The organism is Ruegeria sp. C5 (assembly GCF_056537605.1).
This window is the reverse complement of the sequence record NZ_JBQFRX010000001.1, coordinates 139,559-157,211: the sequence shown is the minus strand read 5'-3', so window position 1 is coordinate 157,211 and position 17,653 is coordinate 139,559. Positions and strand designations below refer to the sequence as shown.

At 58.2% G+C, this 17,653-nt stretch carries 16 protein-coding genes; 7 read left to right on the top strand and 9 right to left on the bottom strand.

Going from position 1 to position 17,653, the window contains the following annotated elements; genetic code table 11:
• Positions 1-116: 116 nt before the first annotated feature.
• Entirely contained in the window at positions 117-749 is a 633-nt protein-coding gene (locus ACR0AW_RS00825; RefSeq protein ID WP_170731920.1) for a cupin domain-containing protein, read from the bottom strand.
• A 152-nt stretch (positions 750-901) separates the two neighbouring features.
• On the opposite strand from ACR0AW_RS00825, the gene ACR0AW_RS00820 reads away from it, so the two are divergent.
• From ACR0AW_RS00820 to ACR0AW_RS00810, 3 genes are all read left to right on the top strand, one after another.
• Positions 902-1,897 (top strand): hypothetical protein, encoded by a 996-nt coding sequence (locus ACR0AW_RS00820; protein WP_170731918.1) that lies wholly within the window; start codon positions 902-904, stop codon positions 1,895-1,897.
• Positions 1,898-1,969: 72 nt separating this feature from the next.
• Entirely contained in the window at positions 1,970-3,262 is a 1,293-nt protein-coding gene (locus ACR0AW_RS00815; RefSeq protein ID WP_170731916.1) for an O-acetylhomoserine aminocarboxypropyltransferase/cysteine synthase family protein, read from the top strand.
• Between the two features lie 4 nt (positions 3,263-3,266).
• A complete protein-coding gene (locus ACR0AW_RS00810) occupies positions 3,267-3,977 on the top strand; it encodes a GNAT family N-acetyltransferase (protein WP_170731914.1) in 711 nt (236 codons plus the stop codon).
• Position 3,978: 1 nt separating this feature from the next.
• Here the strand turns inward: ACR0AW_RS00810 and ACR0AW_RS00805 are convergent, their stop codons facing one another.
• A complete protein-coding gene (locus ACR0AW_RS00805; protein WP_170731912.1) occupies positions 3,979-4,674 on the bottom strand; it encodes an SIMPL domain-containing protein in 696 nt (231 codons plus the stop codon).
• 164 nt (positions 4,675-4,838) lie between these two features.
• Here ACR0AW_RS00805 and ACR0AW_RS00800 point away from each other — a divergent pair, with 164 nt between their 5' ends.
• A complete protein-coding gene (locus ACR0AW_RS00800; protein WP_170731910.1) occupies positions 4,839-6,725 on the top strand; it encodes a hypothetical protein in 1,887 nt (628 codons plus the stop codon).
• Positions 6,726-6,781: 56 nt separating this feature from the next.
• Here ACR0AW_RS00800 and hppD read toward each other — a convergent pair whose 3' ends face one another.
• Positions 6,782-7,879: a 4-hydroxyphenylpyruvate dioxygenase gene (gene hppD, locus ACR0AW_RS00795; RefSeq protein WP_170731908.1), complete on the bottom strand. Its 1,098-nt coding sequence runs from the start codon at positions 7,877-7,879 to the stop codon at positions 6,782-6,784.
• A gap of 99 nt (positions 7,880-7,978) precedes the next feature.
• Here hppD and ACR0AW_RS00790 point away from each other — a divergent pair, with 99 nt between their 5' ends.
• Together ACR0AW_RS00790 and ACR0AW_RS00785 are read left to right on the top strand one after the other, a co-directional pair.
• Complete coding sequence (locus ACR0AW_RS00790; protein ID WP_480444170.1) at positions 7,979-8,482, top strand: Lrp/AsnC family transcriptional regulator; 504 nt, start codon at positions 7,979-7,981, stop codon at positions 8,480-8,482.
• Between the two features lie 20 nt (positions 8,483-8,502).
• Positions 8,503-10,386: a monovalent cation:proton antiporter-2 (CPA2) family protein gene (locus ACR0AW_RS00785; protein ID WP_170393396.1), complete on the top strand. Its 1,884-nt coding sequence runs from the start codon at positions 8,503-8,505 to the stop codon at positions 10,384-10,386.
• Positions 10,387-10,508: 122 nt separating this feature from the next.
• Here ACR0AW_RS00785 and cobT read toward each other — a convergent pair whose 3' ends face one another.
• Positions 10,509-11,519: a nicotinate-nucleotide--dimethylbenzimidazole phosphoribosyltransferase gene (gene cobT, locus ACR0AW_RS00780; RefSeq protein ID WP_170731907.1), complete on the bottom strand. Its 1,011-nt coding sequence runs from the start codon at positions 11,517-11,519 to the stop codon at positions 10,509-10,511.
• Between the two features lie 79 nt (positions 11,520-11,598).
• Between cobT and cobS the strand changes: the two genes are divergently transcribed.
• On the top strand, positions 11,599-12,363 hold the full coding sequence (gene cobS, locus ACR0AW_RS00775; RefSeq protein ID WP_480438446.1) for an adenosylcobinamide-GDP ribazoletransferase: 765 nt from the start codon (positions 11,599-11,601) through the stop codon (positions 12,361-12,363).
• Here the strand turns inward: cobS and ACR0AW_RS00770 are convergent.
• From ACR0AW_RS00770 to ACR0AW_RS00750, 5 genes are all read right to left on the bottom strand, one after another.
• Complete coding sequence (locus ACR0AW_RS00770) at positions 12,360-13,121, bottom strand: ion channel (RefSeq protein ID WP_170406404.1); 762 nt, start codon at positions 13,119-13,121, stop codon at positions 12,360-12,362. The genes cobS and ACR0AW_RS00770 overlap by 4 nt on opposite strands.
• Positions 13,122-13,245: 124 nt before the next feature.
• Entirely contained in the window at positions 13,246-13,755 is a 510-nt protein-coding gene (locus tag ACR0AW_RS00765; RefSeq protein ID WP_010439402.1) for a CarD family transcriptional regulator, read from the bottom strand.
• Between the two features lie 284 nt (positions 13,756-14,039).
• Positions 14,040-14,378 carry a ferredoxin FdxA gene (gene fdxA, locus ACR0AW_RS00760; protein ID WP_170731904.1) on the bottom strand — a complete coding sequence of 113 codons (339 nt, stop codon included), beginning with the start codon at positions 14,376-14,378 and terminating at the stop codon, positions 14,040-14,042.
• 65 nt (positions 14,379-14,443) lie between these two features.
• Positions 14,444-14,809 carry an RNA-binding S4 domain-containing protein gene (locus ACR0AW_RS00755; protein ID WP_170393403.1) on the bottom strand — a complete coding sequence of 122 codons (366 nt, stop codon included), beginning with the start codon at positions 14,807-14,809 and terminating at the stop codon, positions 14,444-14,446.
• A 6-nt stretch (positions 14,810-14,815) separates the two neighbouring features.
• On the bottom strand, positions 14,816-17,632 hold the full coding sequence (locus tag ACR0AW_RS00750) for a helicase-related protein (protein WP_170731902.1): 2,817 nt from the start codon (positions 17,630-17,632) through the stop codon (positions 14,816-14,818).
• Between the last annotated feature and the right edge of the window lie 21 nt (positions 17,633-17,653).

The following is a 17,653-nucleotide window of genomic DNA, read 5'->3' as shown; positions in this document are numbered from 1 at the left end:
CCACAATCTGATTTTTTATCAATTGGTAAAATTTGCCAAATGGTCAAAAAATGAAAAATCCGGGCGGAATGGTCCGGATTCAGTCAGAAATTGCCTATTTTGTTGGCAGCGGCGGCTCAGACCATCCCACCCAGGTGGCCGGATTTGATCCAAACACGGGCTCCGCCCTCTCCTGCTACAGCAGCAAAGCGTGATCCAGGCGGCAAGCGCAACCAGTCCCAAGTGCCAAATTCTTCGCCCGCCTCGGCAAAGCCACCTTCGATAACAAAGACCTCAAACCCCTTGTCGGCGTCCAATTCAATATGTTCGCCCGCGCCCCAGGTTTGCACCTGGACATCCTCATGCGCATCCTTGAACAAATCGATATCTCCGCCCCCGTTGATCGAGCGCCGAACCTCGGTGCGGTCATCGGGGTCGAACTGATGCAGTTTGACCAGAATAGTCGCGCCTTCGCTGGCCGAAGGTGTATGGGAGGACGTCGGGGGATTGCGTACATAGCTGCCGACAGGGAAATCTCCGGTTTCATCCTGGAACACTCCGTCCAGCACCAGATATTCCTCACCCCCGTCATGAGTATGCGACGAAAACGCGCTGCCGGGGGCAAAGCGCACGATGGTTGTGGCACGCGCCACTTCCTCGCCAATGCGGTCCAGCATCTTGCGTTCGACGCCAGCAGCCGGTGACGCGACCCATTCGGTCTGATCAAAGTGAACGGCGACCCGCTGTGTGAAATCTGCATTGACCCGCATCTGCAATCCTCATGCGTTGCTGTCACATTAGATGGGAGCACGAGCCGGATTTGCAAACCGGTCATGTTTGGGGTTTTGACGCCCTTCACAGCTTGTTGTACTTCCGGTTGAGGCAGCGGCCGAATACCGGCCCGATCAGAAAGCGCAACACGATGCAGGCAAGCCCGGCGACATTCAACATCCTCATCATCGGGCAAAACAACCGGCTGCAATACGAGGCATTGCTTTTCGCCGCCTCGCTGCGCCACAGCTCATCAGGGTTCAAAGGTCGGCTGTTCGTGGGGGTGCCACAGCCCGGCCCTCTTTGGCCTCAGAACCCCAGCATTCAGGATGCCGAAGTTCTTGAAGCCCTGCAGCATCTGGGTGCCGAGATTCTGCCTTTTGAATCTCATGCTTTTGGCTCGAGCTATCCCAATGGCAACAAGATCGAAGCTTTGCTGGCGATGCCAGAGGGTGAGCCCTTTGTCTTTTTCGACTCCGACACTCTGATCACCGGCGAAATTTCCGACGTCCCGTTCGATTTCGAACAGCCCGGCGCCTCACTTCGGGTCGAGGGAACATGGCCCAAACCCACGCTCTACGGCCCAGGATATGAGGGTATCTGGCGCGCACTGTATGACCGGTTCGGGCTGGATTTCGAAAGCTCTCTCGATCCCAGCCAGCCCGAGGGTTATTGGCGGCGCTACCTGTATTTTAACGCCGGTTATTTCTTCTACAAATGCCCCCGCCAATTTGGTGAGCGGTTTATGGGCTATGCCCGCACCATTCGCGACGAGGAAATCCCCGAACTGACCGCGCAAGTTTTGAGCCCGTGGCTAGATCAGATCGCCTTGCCGCTGGTCATCCATTCCTTCGGTGGCGGACGGGATGCCCTGCCCGAGGGCCTGCTGGATGGGTCGGTCAGCTGCCACTATCGCCTGTTCCCGATGCTCTACGCCCGCGAAAGCGATCATGTGGTCGAGGTATTGGAAACCGTCGTGGCCCCGAACAAGATCAAAAAAGTGCTCAAAGGCTATGATCCACTGAAGAAGCTGGTGATACAGCGCAAGGGTGCGAAGATCCGGGCATTGTTCGACCGAAACAACCTGCCCGCACGCGAACAGGTCATTCGCAAAACGATCAAGTCCAAGGGGCTTTGGCTGCGGTGACGCGGACATTGTGCCGGGCGAGCCAATGTCCTAGAGATTCAGCAACACACATTCCAACAGGAGATTTCAAAGATGTCTGACGGCCCGACCTACGGTTTTGACACGCTGCAAATTCACGCCGGGGCCCGCCCTGACCCTGCCACCGGGGCGCGCCAGACGCCGATTTATCAGACCACTGCCTATGTGTTCCGCGATGCCGATCACGCCGCCGCGCTATTCAATCTGCAGGAAGTGGGCTTCATCTATTCGCGCCTGACCAACCCCACTGTTGCGGTGTTGCAGGAACGTGTCGCCACGCTGGAGGGCGGTGTTGGCGCGGTTTGCTGTTCTTCTGGCCACGCAGCACAGATCATGGCGCTGTTCCCGCTGATGGGACCGGGCTGCAACGTTATCGCATCGACCCGTCTGTACGGCGGCACGGTCACCCAATTCAGCCAGACGATCAAACGCTTTGGATGGTCGGCCAAGTTCGTCGACACCGACGATCTGGACGCCGTCAAGGACGCTATCGATGAGAACACCCGCGCGGTGTTCTGCGAATCCATCGCCAATCCGGGCGGCTATGTAACTGATATTCGCGCGCTGGCCGATGTGGCCGATGCCGCAGGAGTTCCGCTGATCGTCGATAACACCTCGGCCACGCCTTACCTCTGCCGTCCGATCGAACATGGCGCAACGCTGGTCGTGCATTCGACAACCAAGTATCTGACCGGGAACGGCACCGTCACAGGCGGATGTATCGTTGACTCGGGCAAGTTCGACTGGTCGGCAAATGATAAGTTCCCATCGCTCAGCCAACCTGAACCTGCCTATCACGGCCTGAAATTCCACGAGACCTTCGGCCCGCTCGCCTTTACATTCCACGGCATCGCGATCGGTCTACGCGATCTGGGCATGACGATGAACCCTCAGGCGGCGCACTACACGCTGATGGGGATAGAAACGCTATCGCTACGGATGGAGCGCCATGTCGAAAACGCGCAGAAAATAGCAGCGTGGCTCGAGGCAGACGACCGTGTGGATTACGTGACATATGCTGGCCTGCCATCCTCGCCCTATAGCGACAGGGTAAAAAAGCACTACCCGCGCGGCGCGGGCGCCCTGTTCACCTTTGCGGTCAAGGGCGGCTATGACGCCTGCGTAAAGCTGGTGAACGCGCTTGAGATCTTCAGCCACGTGGCCAACCTTGGCGACGCACGGTCGCTGATCATCCACTCGGCCTCGACCACACACCGTCAGTTGACGCCCGAGCAGCAGGAAGCTGCAGGCGCAGGCCCTGGAGTGGTGCGCGTGTCCATCGGGATCGAGGATGCAGACGATCTGATCGCTGATCTCGATCAGGCTCTGTCCAAAGCCAGCGCCTGATCCGATGACCGGGCACAACACAAATGAACTGGGTCAACCCATCGGCTTGCCGGTCGCGGGCGAGTTTCCTCGCCCCACCCCGCCTTACACACCGATGCAGGGCCGGTTCTGTTCCGTTGTGCCACTGGATGTAAACAGGCACGCGCCCGGCTTGTACCGGGCGTTTGCCAACGATACGGACGGCCACAATTGGACTTATCTGCCCTACGGCCCGTTCGACTCTGAGGCTGATTTCACCGCATGGGCGCAGTCAAACTGCGTGGATGCGGACCCGATGTTTCATACAGTGCTCGACGCGGATGAGGTACCCGTGGGGATGGCCTCATACCTTCGGGTCGAACCAGCAGCGGGTTCAATCGAGGTAGGCCATATCCACTTCTCTCCCCTGCTCCAGCGCAAACCGCAATCGACCGAGGTTATGTATCTGATGATGCGCCGTGTGTTCGATGAGCTTGGTTATCGCCGCTATGAATGGAAATGCGACGCCCTGAACGCGCCATCAAAACGCGCAGCTGAACGTTTGGGTTTCACGTTCGAGGGCGTCTTCCGGCAGGCGACACATTACAAAGGACGCAACCGGGATACGGCGTGGTTTTCGATTATCGACAGCGAGTGGCCGCGCATTCGCGCGGCATTCGAGAACTGGCTTGCGCCGGGGAATTTCGATGCATCGGGCCGGCAGCGCCAACCGCTGCAAGCCCGGGTTGGATCGTAGATTACTCCGCGATTTCGAACTCCATCGCGATATTGACCGAAACGGAAATCTCTCCGCCTGCGACCGGCACGCCACCGGCGTCCGACATAGCCATCTCGCGCATCTGAGCCATCGGGCGAACACCTCCGCCGTGGTCGTTGATCGATAGGACGGGACCCAGCGTAACCCCGGACGCCTGCGCTAGTTGCTGCGCCTTCTCGGTCGCATCTGCCACAGCCTTGGCCCGTGCTTCAGCCTCAAGCGGTTTGGGCTCTTGCACGCCAAAACTCAGACTGCCGAAATCATTGGCACCGTCCTTGATGACCGCATCCATGATCTGGCCCAGATTATCCAGATCCCGCACGCGTACCGAAACGCGGTTGGACGCGGTGAACCCAGTGATCTTGGGTGGCTCATTGCTGGAATTGCTGCGCCCCGACCAGACCGGTGAAAGCGAAAGATCGCGCGTCTGAACATCGCGCGCCTCCAATCCCATTTCGTCCAGTCGTTTGAGGATCTGCGTCACCGCGTCCGAAGTCGCCTGCATCGCTACCGATGCCTGCGCATCCTGATTGGTCACGCCCAGTGTTATCGTTGCCATATCAGGTGCAACCAGAGCCGTACCGGTCCCGCTGACCGAGATGCGACGTTCTTCCGCATGGGCGGGCAGCGTCGCGGTGGCAGCGGCCATGGCGGCCAAAAAAGCAAGTGTCTTCAAGATGATCCCTCCTTGATGCTTGCCCTCAAGATGGGTGGTCAGGCCCGTACACGGCAAGGGGGAAACGTGCCTTTTTCTTTCCCTCGGCGAGTTCCTGCTCTAATCTCGGCGGGCAGACATCTAAGCGTTTGCATAAAAGCCGACAATTATGGTTCATCGCGATTATGAAACCCGCCTTTGCGCTGTCATTTTCTGAAAACGGCATTTCCTTGCATCATCAGTCGGATGGAGACTGGTACTGCATTGGTACCGTTCCGTTAGATGCGTCGGATTTCGCGGACCAGATGCAGGCCCTTCGGGATCAGGGATTCGCGCTGGAAAATGACCTGAGTTGCAAGCTTGTGATTCCATCAGATCAGGTGCGCCGCTTGGTTGTCGACACCGATGGTTTGGACACCGATGCAGCGGCGAAAAAGGTCAAGGATACGTTGGCCGCAGCCACGCCCTATGAGCTATCAGAGCTGGCCTATGTCGCAGGCGACGTGGGGACTGAGACCCCGGTTGCCGCTGTGGCCCAGCAAACGCTGGACGAAGCCAGCGCATTTGCCACCGATCATGGCTTTATCCCCGAGGCATTCTGGGTCAGCGCAACCGGCAACGATGCTCTGGACGCGCCATTTCTGGAACTGCCGATCATTGTGGATGAGGACGCTGTGATTGCGGCCCCCAAACCCGTTGATACGCCGGACATACCGGTTCACGCCATCGCTGAAGATGCAGCCCCCCCTGCATTTGAGCCTGCTACCAAAGCACTGCCCTCGTCTGCCAAGACAGGAACGGATCTGAAACGCTTTGCAATTCCTGCGATCGCAGCGTCGGTTGTGGTTGGAATGTTGCTGGGTGTCTGGTCTTACAACAGCTCTGACCCCGAAATTGTCGAAGTGGCCGAGCCGTTAGAGCCCGAGCTGCAGCCAGAGCCAGAAACTGCAACTGCAGAACCGCAGGCACAACCCGAACCTCAGGAAACCGAGATCGCAAGCCTCCCACAAGAACCTGAAGTGGCAGAGGAAGAACCGGTGCTCACCCCCACGGACGAGGCCATTCTCGAAGCACTGAAGATTGAACCGGAGCCGGTCGAAGACATCGCTGATCTGCCAGAGAGCAGAACCGAGTTTCGAGAGTTTACCGGCACCGCCCCTGTTGAACCTTCAGATCTGGAGCCAGCGCCTGTGGCTGGCGTGGATAATCAATATCTCACATCGGTCGATCGCTCGGACCTGTCGACCGATTCCGTCGCACTACCCGAACTTGCCAGCCTGGACACAGATGCGTCTTTTGAGTCGATCTCTTTGCCAGGCCAAGCGGGGCAGCGGTTCAACCTGGATGAACGCGGACTTGTGACGCCAAGCGCCGAAGGCACACTGAACCCGGCCGGCGTTATGGTTTATCTGGGTCGTCCCGCATCTGTGCCCCCCGACCCCCCAACCAGGTTCGAAACAGAACCCGTTGTCGTAGAAGAGGTCGATGAGAGACTCGCGGCGTTTCGCCCACGGCCACGCCCGGAAAATCTGGTGGATCAATTCGAACGTCAGCAACTTGGCGGTCGATCCCGGCAAGAACTGGCCTCGGTCCGGCCCAAGCTGCGGCCCGAGTCTCTGCAAACCCCTCCGCAGGTCGATGAAACCCCGACTGCGCTGGCTGTTGTACGGGTACCCCGTCCTAAAATCAGGCCTGCCAGCATCACGGCGCGCGCGACACGGCAACCTAGTTCTGGGAGTGCAGCGCTGGCCTCGACCGCAAATGTGGCCAGTAATGCCGATGAAGTTGGTTCGTTCCAGCCCAGAACGGTCAATCCCAAAATCCCGTCTTCCGCTTCAGTTGCGAGACAAGCAACCATCGACAACGCGATTAACCTGCGCAAGTTGAACCTAATCGGCGTGTACGGCACCCCGGCAAACCGCCGTGCTTTGGTCCGCCTGCCCAGCGGACGCTACAAAAAGCTGAAGGTGGGCGATCGCATCGACGGAGGTAATGTCATCGCTATCGGCGACAGCGAGTTGCGCTATCAGAAGCGCGGCAAGAACATCACGCTCAAGATGCCGCGCGGGTAAAGAAAAAGCGCCATGTCGGTCAGACACGGCGCTCGGTTGATTTCATTGATTCATGTTTAGGCTGCCGAGATTTCACCCGACTCGATCTGCTCACGTTCGATCGATTCAAACAGGGCCTTGAAGTTGCCTTCACCAAACCCGTCATCCCCTTTACGCTGAATGAACTCAAAGAAGATCGGGCCAATAACTGTTTTCGAAAAGATCTGCAGCAGAATCTTGGTCTCACCGCCATCAACAACGCCTTCGCCGTCGATCAGAATGCCGTGCTTCATCATCCGATGCTTGGGCTCTTCATGGCCGGACACACGGTCGTAAGACATGTCATAATAGGCCTCGTTCGGACCGGGCATGAACTTCAGACCCTTCTCGGCAATGGCATCGGTCGAGGCGTAGATGTCGTCGCTGCCCACCGCGATATGCTGGATGCCTTCGCCGTTGTACTTCTTCAGGTAGGAGACGATCTGTCCGGTCTCTCCACGATCTTCATTGATCGGAATGCGGATGCGACCACAAGGTGAAGTCAGCGCGCGACTGTAAAGCCCGGTGAACTTACCTTGAATGTCGAAAAAGCGGATTTCACGGAAGTTGAACAGGTCGCCATAGAATTTGAACCACTTGTCCATGTTGCCCTTGAACACGTTGTGGGTCAGGTGATCGAGATAGTAGAACCCATCGCCGCGCGGTTTTGACTGCTCCAGCCATTCAAATTCCTCGTTGTAGGGCGAGGTGTCATAATACTGATCGATGAAGTAGATCAGCGAACCACCAATGCCCTTGATCGCCGGAACGTTCATGGTCTTGTCTGCGCCATCATAGGGCTCAGCCCCTTTGGCGATCGCGTGCTCATAAGCCTTCTGAGCATCAACAACGCGCCAGCCCATGGCAGGGGCGCAGGGGCCGTGCTCGGCCACGAATTTGGCTGCAAAACTATCAGGATCCGCGTTCAGGATGTAGGTTACATCACCCTGTTGCCAAAGCTCGACCTTGGGGGTGTTGCGGTGATAACCGACATAGTCGAAGCCCATTCGCGCAAACAGGTCTCGCAGCTCTTGCGGCTCGGGATGTGCGAATTCAACAAACTCAAACCCGTCGGTACCGGCTGGGTTTTCTTCGCTGATGACAGATTTCGGGGCGTTATGCGGGAAAGGACCCATGGCGCGTCTCCTCGGAAAACAGGAATTTCTTTGCTGATTCAAAAATACGCCTTAATGAGTGCTGTTTCTGCGCATTGTTTTCGTATAAACTAAGCTTAGATGCGTACTTTCCGCATATTGATTGCAAATTTTGAGGAAACGCCGCACGTGCTGGATCGGATTGATATCGGAATACTCGCAGCTTTGCAGCGCGACGCGCATCTGACGTCGCAGCAATTGGGTGATGTGCTGAATCTATCCGCCAGTCAGGCGGGCCGTCGCCGACAGCGCCTTGAGGCCGAGGGTTATATCACTGGGTACACCGCACGACTGGACCCGCTGAGGCTGGGGCTACAGGTTCAGGGGTTCATTCAGGTGCATCTGGGCACTCATGGCCCCGAACAATCCGCAGGCTTCGCCCGCATGGTCAACACCCGCCCCGAGATCACCAGCGCCTGGACGATGACAGGTGAGGCAGATTATCTGCTTCACGTCTATTGTGACGACTTATCCGCACTCAATACCTTGCTTCACGAAGTGATCCTGCCGCATCCTGCAGTTGCACGGGTGCAAAGCCAGATCGTAATGGACCAATTGAAGCGCGACGCGCCGCTCCCGACCTGAGCGGATTTAAGAGGACAATAATGAACGAGTTCCTTTATCAGGCATCGATCTATCTGGCAGCTGCGGTGATCGCGGTGCCGCTTTCCGCCCGTCTGGGTCTGGGATCGGTGCTGGGTTATCTGGCCGCAGGCATCGCGATTGGTCCCATTTTGGGCCTTGTCGGGGCCGAGACGGAAAGCCTGCAGCATGTGGCCGAATTCGGCGTCGTGATGATGCTGTTCCTGATCGGGCTCGAGCTTGAGCCCCGTGCCTTGTGGGATATGCGGGACAAATTGTTAGGCTTGGGCGGGTTGCAGGTCGGCCTGTCGACCGCCGCAATCGCAGCTGTGGCGTTCTATGCGGGTCATCAATGGTCGGTGGCGCTGGCGGTTGGATTAACCTTGTCACTTTCTTCCACTGCAATCGTGCTGCAGACCCTGTCCGAAAAGGGCCTGATGCAAACCAACGGAGGTCGAGCGACCTTCTCGGTCCTGCTGACGCAGGACATTGCCGTAATCCCGATCCTAGCTTTCCTGCCGCTGCTTGCCCTGCCCGCAAGCATCCACATCGAAGATGACGGCTCCATCAGCCGCGGCGTAGGCATAGCCAAAGACGCGGATTATCACGCCAAACTCTCGCTGGTCGAAGGTCTGCCCGGCTGGGCCGTTACGCTTGTCACCATTGGCGCCGTCGCGTTTGTCGTATTGGCCGGCATCTACCTGACCCGCCCACTGTTCCGTTTCATCCACGCCACCCACCTGCGCGAAATGTATACGGCACTGGCGCTAATGATCGTGGTCGGCATCTCGTTCCTGATGACCCTTGTGGGCCTGTCGCCCGCTCTTGGCGCGTTTCTGGCCGGAGTGGTTCTGGCCAGTTCGGAGTTCCGACACGAAATGGAAAGCGACCTTGAGCCGTTCAAGGGGCTGTTGCTGGGCCTGTTCTTCATCACCGTGGGCGCTGGGATCGATATCGGGTATTTCTTCGCCGACCCGTTTGACCTGATCGGTTTGGCCTTGCTGGTCATACTGGCCAAGGGGATCATCCTGTTCATCGTCGGGCGCGCCTTCAAGCTGCGCGGGCGCGATCACTGGCTGTTCACGCTGGGTTTGGCCCAGGCCGGCGAATTCGGCTTTGTCTTGTTGGCGTTTTCTACGCAGCAGAACGTGATTCCGCCGGGCTTGTCGCAAAAACTGTTGATGATCATCGCGCTGACCATGTTGATCACACCGCTTCTGTTTATCGTCTACGACGTACTTTCGCGCTTTCTCGGCGAGAGCAATCCGCAGGTTGAACCCGATCAGATCGACGAAAAAGGCCCTGTCATCATCGCCGGGATCGGTCGCTTCGGGCAGATCGTCAACCGGCTGGTACAGGCAAGTGGGTTTAAAACAGTTGTTCTGGACCACGATATCGAAACGATCCAGCTGATGCGACGGTTCGGTGTCAAAGGCTTCCTTGGCGACCCCACTCGCCCCGAATTGCTGCGCGCTGCTGGAATCGAAAAGGCAGCGGTCCTTGTCGCGGCCATGGATGACTACAAACAGGTCACCCGTCTCGTCGGATATGCCCGCCGCCAGCGGCCCGATCTGCACATCATCGCCCGCGCCCGCGACCGCAACCATGTCTATGAACTGTATCAGGCCGGGGCCAACGACATTGTCCGCGAGATGTTCGACGGATCGCTACGCGCGGGCCGCTATGTTTTGGAGAATATCGGCCTCAGTGAATACGAGGCCGCACAGGCCGAGCAGACCTTCTATCACCACGACCGGGGATCGGTGCGCGAGCTTGCAGAACTGTGGATCCCCGGCATGCCGACAGCCGAAAACAAGAAATACATCGAGCGTGCGCGGCAACTGGAAAAGGATCTTGAAACCGCCCTGCTGGAATTGGCCGAAGAACATGCCAAGAAATCTGCCTGACCCGCCATTCCGACGGCTTTGCCCCGCAACAGGCAAGCAACCTCCTCCGCGTTCGTCTGTTCCAAAATATTTCGGGTAATTTTTAGCCAGCTACGAAGGGGGCAGCGCCCCCTGCCCCTGCCTTAGGCGTCCGACACACCCGCTTCAGCGAATGTCGCCATGCCGGAATGGCAAGCAACCGCGCTTTTCAGAATGTTGATCGCCAACGCCCCGCCCGAGCCCTCGCCCAAGCGCAAACCTAGGCTCAGCAACGGCTCTTTGCCCAGCTTGTCCAGCATCGCGGCATGTGCGCCCTCTGCACTTTGGTGGCCAGCGACAGTGTGATCCAGCGCTGTTTCCGAAATCTGCGCCAGACAGGCCGCAGCTGCGGTGCAGATGAATCCATCCAGAATAACCGGTATCCGCAATACGCGCGCGGCGGCTATCGCACCAGCCATAGCCGCAATCTCGCGTCCGCCGAGGCACCTTAGAATATGCAGCCCATCGCCCTGACCGTGCAGAGCGACGCCTTCCGCAACAACCCGGGTTTTGTTCGCCAGACCTGCATCATCCACACCGGTCCCGCGGCCAGTCCAGTCGGCAGCATCCCCGCCAAACAGCGCGCAAGCGATGGCTGCAGCCGGCGTGGTATTTCCGATCCCCATCTCTCCAACAACCAGCAGATCGGCCTGCGGATCAACCGCCTGCCATCCTGTGCGCAGTGCGCTTAGAAATTCCTCTTCGCTCATCGCGGGGGCTTGGGTAAAATCTGCGGTCGGACGGTCCAGCTCCAGCGCGTGCACGTCCATCTTCGCGCCCGCAGCCTTTGCCAACTGGTTGATCGCCGCGCCGCCATGTTCGAAATTCATGACCATCTGCACCGTCACTTCGGGCGGGAACGCCGAGACACCTTGAGCAGTTACGCCATGGTTGCCCGCAAACACGATGACCTGCGGCGCATCGATCTGAGGCCGCGCATCCCCGCGCCAACCTGCATACCAGATCGCCAGATCCTCAAGCCGCCCCAACGCGCCGGGCGGTTTGGTTAGTTGACCGTTGCGCTCTTCCGCGCCCTGCTTGGCAGCGGTGTCCGGACCGGGTGCGCCGGTCAGCGCATTGCGGAAACTGTTCAAGTCATTGAGTTCGGGCAGCATGGAAAGCCTCGTTGCATCAGAGTGGTTGTGTGTGTTTAACCAATGCTGGCAAAGCAACAAGACCCGGAAAGGCCTGGGAGTGACCAAAAACGACACCGCCCCGTTTTCCCTGTGGGATATCCCGCTGGCTCTGGTCCTTTTGACGCGCCTGCCCCTGCCACCCCTGCCCGATCAAGCGTTCACCCGCCAGTCGCGTGCGGCTTGGGCCTATCCCCTTGCCGGGCTTGTTGTGGGGGCGCTGGCTTGCGGCGTCGCCTGGATTGCAATCTGGGCGCAGCTGCCAACCCTTGCCACCGCCGCCCTGCTGGTCGCCACGTTGATCATCGCAACCGGAGCGATGCACGAAGACGGGCTAGCCGATACGGCCGACGGGCTTTGGGGCGGCTTCACAACCGAACGTCGACTGGAGATCATGAAGGACAGCCATATCGGTACTTACGGCGTACTGGCCCTGTTGCTGGGCCAACTGCTTCGAGTTGCTGCTGTCATGGCAGTGATCGGTGCGGGTCTGTTGACGGGCATATTGGCCGCCTGCCTGTTCTCACGCGCCATGATGCCGGTGCTGATGCGCGCGCTACCCAACGCTCGCAAATCGGGGCTGAGCCATTCGGTTGGTGCGCCCCCCTTGTCTGCGGTGCTGGCCGGTATCGTGTTGGCTATCGTCCTGTCGCTATTGCTGCTGGGTGGATCAGCCATCACGCCGATGCTCTGCGCCCTGCTTGCAGCGGCTTTTGTCGCTCGCATCGCCAAGACCAAGATCGGTGGCCAAACCGGTGATATTCTGGGGGCCACGCAGCAGGTCTCGGAAATCATCTTCCTCCTGGCGCTAACAGCCTCAATCTAAGACGCCCCACCGGTTTCAATGCGCAGCGTCGCGCCACAGTGTTTGCAATGCACAGCATCCGGATCGTGCCGGAACAGGCCGCAGCTTGGGCATTTGTAGCGCACTTTCTGCGGCATGAAGATCGCCTGCGCCAGACGGACAAACAACGCCACGCCAACAACCATGATGAAAACGGAAAACAGCTTTCCCGCTGGTGTGCCCAGCGTGATATCTCCGAACCCCGTTGTCGTCAGGGTCGCCATAGTGAAATAAAGTGCGTCGATATAGGGGGTCTGCGCATCTTCGGGGACGAAAAAGACCAGTACTGCAGTCGAGGTTGCAAAAACAAAGACCATCAGATTGATCGCCGCAATCACCGCGTCCTCGTGGGTTCGGAAGAAAGGACTATCTCGGCGCAAATCCCGCAGCAGATGATAGGAATGGATCAGCCGCAACGCGCGCAATATCCGAAGGAACGCGAGATTGCCGGTCAGGAACGGGTCAAGCAGCAGCGACACGATCACAACGATGTCTGCCATCGTGTAAATCTGGCGCAGCAGTTTCCAGCGGTCTTTGGAAATCCACATCCGAGCGCAGAAATCCATTAGGATGATCAGCCCAACACCCAGACTTGCCGCCGTCAGCCCAGGCCCGTGCGGGATATTCGCCGTGGAGACAAAAAAGATGATCGAGGCGATATCGAACAGGATCAGCCCATAGCGAAACCAGACCGAGACCGGCTCGTGGCTGATGTAGAGAAACTTGACAGTTTGCTTCATCATGTCCCCGTATCTTCCTGCAGTTACAGAAAAATACCCGACACGCACCACAAGACCAAGCGCCTAGTCACGAAAAAGGGCCGCCCCGGATATCGGGACGACCCTTAAATTGGCTTGAACGCGATCAGGCTGCGCGTGAGGTCAGAACCTCATCGACCTGTTTGGCAGCCGAAATCTCATCGGCGCCAGAAACTGCGGCCACTTCGCGTGTCAGACGTTCCAGCGCGGCTTCGTAAAGCTGACGCTCGGAATAACTCTGCTCGCGCTGGTCGTCGGTGCGGTGCAGGTCGCGGACCACTTCGGCGATCGAGATCAAGTCACCCGAGTTGATCTTTTGCTCGTATTCCTGCGCCCGGCGCGACCACATGGCACGCTTGACCTTGGCTTTGCCCTTCAGCGTCTTCATTGCCTGGCTGATCACATCCGGTGAGCTGAGCGACCGAAGCCCCGATTCAGTGACCTTGTTAGTCGGCACGCGCAGGGTCATTTTGTCTTTTTCAAAAGAAATCACGAACAGCTCAAGCGAGAAGCCTGCAACTTCCTGCTCTTCGATTGATACGATCTGACCTACGCCATGAGCCGGGTAGACGACATAATCGTTCGGGCGGAACTCAAGCTTTTTCGATTTCGACATTCATATTCATCCTTCATTTCTGATCGGGATATGAGACGACAAAAGCACCACAGCCGAGGCCCTGCATGGCCCCGTCAGGCGGCTTATTTGTCATAAATTCAGAACTCCAAAGCGAGCATACTTACGGAGCACATCCCAATCACAGTCATCATTCGGTCCCTAGTATATCACAAATTTGCGACACTCAAAAGACCGCGCCAAGGTAAATGGGAAATTCCCTTTCTACCTCAACCAATTAATGCACAGATTGATGCCAAATGAACGGTAACCGGCTGCCGAATCGGTCAACCGCCCTCGCCGGGGGCTTCCGAGAAATATTTCTCCATCTTGCCTTCTTCGCCGTCGCGTTCCTCGGCCCCGGGCAAGGGGTCTTTTTTGGTCACGATCACCGGCCACATTTCCGAGTATTTCCGGTTGAACTCGACCCACTGCTCCATCCCCGGCTCGGTGTCCGGGCGGATGGCGTCGGCGGGGCATTCGGGTTCGCAGACACCGCAGTCAATGCATTCGTCGGGGTGAATGACCAATGTGTTTTCACCTTCGTAGAAACAATCCACCGGACAAACCTCGACACAGTCGGTGTATTTGCAGCCAATGCAGTTTTCGGTGACAACGTAGGTCATGTTGGATTTCCCGTTTGCGCTTTGGCGACTAGCTAATCCAGTCTGACCGCCGCTTCAAGGTCAGATCACCCCTTTGGGATGCGAGAAAGATCAAGCGCGCGTCTTTCTTTCTTGGTTGGACGACCTTTTCCCTCAAACGCAGGATTCTTGGGCGATACGTCCTGCTTTTCGGTCATATCAAAGTACAAAGCTTGCGCCTCGGGGGCCGGGCCGCGACGCACGCCAAGCGCTTCGATACGTACAACCCGAACAATACGCCCCTGCGGAAAGGTCAGGACATCTCCGGGTGCCACGGCTTGCGCCGGTTTCAGCACCCGATTTCCGTTCAGACGCACATGGCCGCCGCTGACCTGTTTGGCGGCCAGGCTACGGGTCTTGAAGAACCGCGCCTGCCACAACCATTTGTCGATCCGCAGCTTGGCCTCGGCCATCGCGGATCAGTTGCCGTCCTTCAGACCCATCAACGCTGCCGCAAATGGGTTATCGGGATCGATTGCCTTTTCCTTTTTGGGTGGCCGTGACGAGAAGGTCTTGGCGCCCTGAGGCTTGCCCCCCTTCTTGCCATGCGGCTTGCCCTGAGGTTTACCACGCGGCTTGCCCTTGCCCTGCCCCTGCTCGCGACGCGGACCACGGTTTTGCTGACGTTGGCGCCCCCAAGTGAAGGTGTAGAACACCTCAATTTCGGGCTCATCCAATTTGGACTCTGCTGATTTCTCAGTGGCCGGAGCCTCGGTTGCCGCCTCGGTGCTTTCGGAGGCTTCGGCTGACGCCTCGGCGGTTATACCGACGTCATCCGCTTCGGCATTTGCGGTCGGTGTCTCATCGATGACGGGTTGTTCCTCAGCTTCCGTCACAGGCTGCTCCGTGGGGACCGGTTTGGCCTTCTCACGTTCGTCGCGTTCGGCCTTGTAACCCAGTCCCTGCATCAGGTCTGCAAACTGTTCCAAGGTCATGCCGGTAATCGACAACATGTCGGGTTTGGCTTCGAACCCACCGCGGCTATCCTCGGACCGCAGCATGTCGGCCAGCCGTTCCAGCATATCGATCCGGATTGAGCGTTCGCCCGCATCGCGGTAGCCGCACATGGTGTCATAGCCCTGCGGCGCGTCCTTGGCGACCGGAACGGTAACCAGACCCGGAGGTGGTGCTTCGGGGAACTCCTGCAAGCCACCGGACAATGCCCAAAGTACCAGACGCAGGCGCGTTGGCGCGGGTTTCAGCAGCAGCGGCATGAAGATGGTGAATTGACCGAACCGGATGCCATGTTTACGCAGTGCACCACGGGCATCCTGATCCAGATCCTTGACCTCTTGCGCGACCTGCGCGCGCGGCAGAACGCCCAGCGCCTCGACCATGCGGAAGGCAAAACCTTTGGCCAGACCGCTCAGCTCCTCATCCCGCGACAGGTTCAGCAGCGGCTCGAACAGGGCTGCCACTTTGCGGTCGATGAAATGCTGCAGGCGGCGCTGAACCTTCTGTTCCACGTCCGGCCCGGCGGCCTCATCGACAAAAACCTCGACCACAGGCTTGAGAGGCTCGGCACCGGCAACAAGTTTGCCCACGGCATACTCGCCCCACATCAGGCCACCCTGATCGGTGAAATCAATTTCGGTATCGGGCGCATTGTAGAAGCGATCGGCACGCAGATGGAATTGCGGCGCGAGTGCTTGCAGAGAGGCTGACTTCAAGGCTTTCGCTTCAGTCCCCTGCGCGCTTTTGTCCGGGGTAAACCGGAACCCTTCCAGACGACCGACGAATTCGCCTTCGACGGTCACTTCACCCTTGTCATTTACTTCGGCCAAAAGGGCCTCCTTCTGTTTGAGCCGGCGCAGCAACACTGACGTGCGCCGGTCCACAAATCGCTGAGTCAAACGGTCGTGAAGAGCGTCCGACAGCCTGTCTTCTACAGTGCGCGTTTCCTCGCGCCAATGGGATTCGTCACGCACCCAACCATTTCGTTGCGCAACATATGTCCAAGTGCGAATATATGCCAACCTTTTGGACAATGCATCAATGTCGCCATGGGTTTGGTCGATACCGCGGATTTGCCGCGCCATGAAATCATCGGGTATACTTCCGCGCTCATGCAGGTGGCCATAGATCACCTCAAGCAGGCTGGCATGTTCGGCATGGCTGATGCCGCGAAAATCGGGGATTCTGCACACATCCCATAGCAAACGGATCGACGGTCCATCGCTGGCACGGGCAACGACTTCGGTGACTTGGGACAGAGATTTCAGGACGTTCAGATCGTCAGCTGGCCGCGCTTTGATCAGGTGCTCATTGTCTGGGCTGACCTCAAGCGAGTCGATTAGTGCGTCGATTGAGCCGAACCGCAAAGCGGCATTCCGCCAATTCAACTTTTTCATAGGCGTGAACCGGCTGTCCATAATGGCTTGGGCTACGCCCTCATCCAGCGGCGGAGCCTCGCCCGTCACACCAAACGTGCCATCCGACATGCCGCGCCCGGCCCGTCCTGCAATCTGGGCCAACTCGTTGGGGGCCAGAGGCCGCATTCGGCGGCCATCAAACTTGGTCAGAGATGAGAACGCCACATGGTTCACATCCAGGTTCAACCCCATACCGATGGCATCCGTAGCCACCAGATAATCAACCTCACCGTTTTGATAGAGGTCAACCTGCGCATTCCGCGTGCGAGGGCTGAGCGCCCCCATGACGACCGCCGCCCCGCCCTTTTGGCGACGAAGCAGCTCGGCGATGGCATAGACATTGTCGACCGAGAACCCGACGATCGCACTGCGCGCAGGCATTCGGCTGATCTTTTTCGAACCGGAATAGACCAGCTGAGACATCCGTTCACGCCGGATGAACTGCGCTTCGGGCACAAGGGCCGCGATGGGGCCGCGCATGGTGTCAGAGCCGAGAAACAGCGTTTCATTGGTGCCGCGCGACCGCAACAGGCGGTCAGTAAAGACATGGCCGCGCTCGGGATCCGCGCAAAGCTGAATTTCGTCAATCGCCACAAAATCAGTGCCCATGCCTTCTGGCATCGCCTCAACTGTACAGACCCAGTATTGGGTGCGCGGCGGTACGATCCGTTCCTCGCCTGTCACCAGCGCCACAACAGACGGACCGCGAATAGCGACAATCTTGTCATAGACTTCGCGCGCGAGCAGCCGCAGCGGCAGACCGATGACACCGGTCCGGTACCCCAGCATACGTTCAATCGCGTAGTGAGTTTTACCTGTGTTCGTCGGGCCAAGTACGGCCACTACCCGGGATGACCCGCTCACCTTTGCCCCCTGCGCCCTGAG

What these genes read in the sequence shown, in the direction of transcription:
- ACR0AW_RS00825 (WP_170731920.1), bottom strand. Translation starts at nt 749, where the DNA reads ATGCGGGTCAATGCAGATTTCACACAGCGGGTCGCCGTTCACTTTGAT.
- ACR0AW_RS00820 (WP_170731918.1), top strand. Translation starts at nt 902, where the DNA reads ATGCAGGCAAGCCCGGCGACATTCAACATCCTCATCATCGGGCAAAAC.
- ACR0AW_RS00815 (WP_170731916.1), top strand. Translation starts at nt 1,970, where the DNA reads ATGTCTGACGGCCCGACCTACGGTTTTGACACGCTGCAAATTCACGCC.
- ACR0AW_RS00810 (WP_170731914.1), top strand. Translation starts at nt 3,267, where the DNA reads ATGACCGGGCACAACACAAATGAACTGGGTCAACCCATCGGCTTGCCG.
- ACR0AW_RS00800 (WP_170731910.1), top strand. Translation starts at nt 4,839, where the DNA reads ATGAAACCCGCCTTTGCGCTGTCATTTTCTGAAAACGGCATTTCCTTG.
- hppD (WP_170731908.1), bottom strand. Translation starts at nt 7,879, where the DNA reads ATGGGTCCTTTCCCGCATAACGCCCCGAAATCTGTCATCAGCGAAGAA.
- ACR0AW_RS00790 (WP_480444170.1), top strand. Translation starts at nt 7,979, where the DNA reads ATGCGTACTTTCCGCATATTGATTGCAAATTTTGAGGAAACGCCGCAC.
- ACR0AW_RS00785 (WP_170393396.1), top strand. Translation starts at nt 8,503, where the DNA reads ATGAACGAGTTCCTTTATCAGGCATCGATCTATCTGGCAGCTGCGGTG.
- cobT (WP_170731907.1), bottom strand. Translation starts at nt 11,519, where the DNA reads ATGCTGCCCGAACTCAATGACTTGAACAGTTTCCGCAATGCGCTGACC.
- ACR0AW_RS00770 (WP_170406404.1), bottom strand. Translation starts at nt 13,121, where the DNA reads ATGAAGCAAACTGTCAAGTTTCTCTACATCAGCCACGAGCCGGTCTCG.
- ACR0AW_RS00765 (WP_010439402.1), bottom strand. Translation starts at nt 13,755, where the DNA reads ATGTCGAAATCGAAAAAGCTTGAGTTCCGCCCGAACGATTATGTCGTC.
- fdxA (WP_170731904.1), bottom strand. Translation starts at nt 14,378, where the DNA reads ATGACCTACGTTGTCACCGAAAACTGCATTGGCTGCAAATACACCGAC.
- ACR0AW_RS00755 (WP_170393403.1), bottom strand. Translation starts at nt 14,809, where the DNA reads ATGGCCGAGGCCAAGCTGCGGATCGACAAATGGTTGTGGCAGGCGCGG.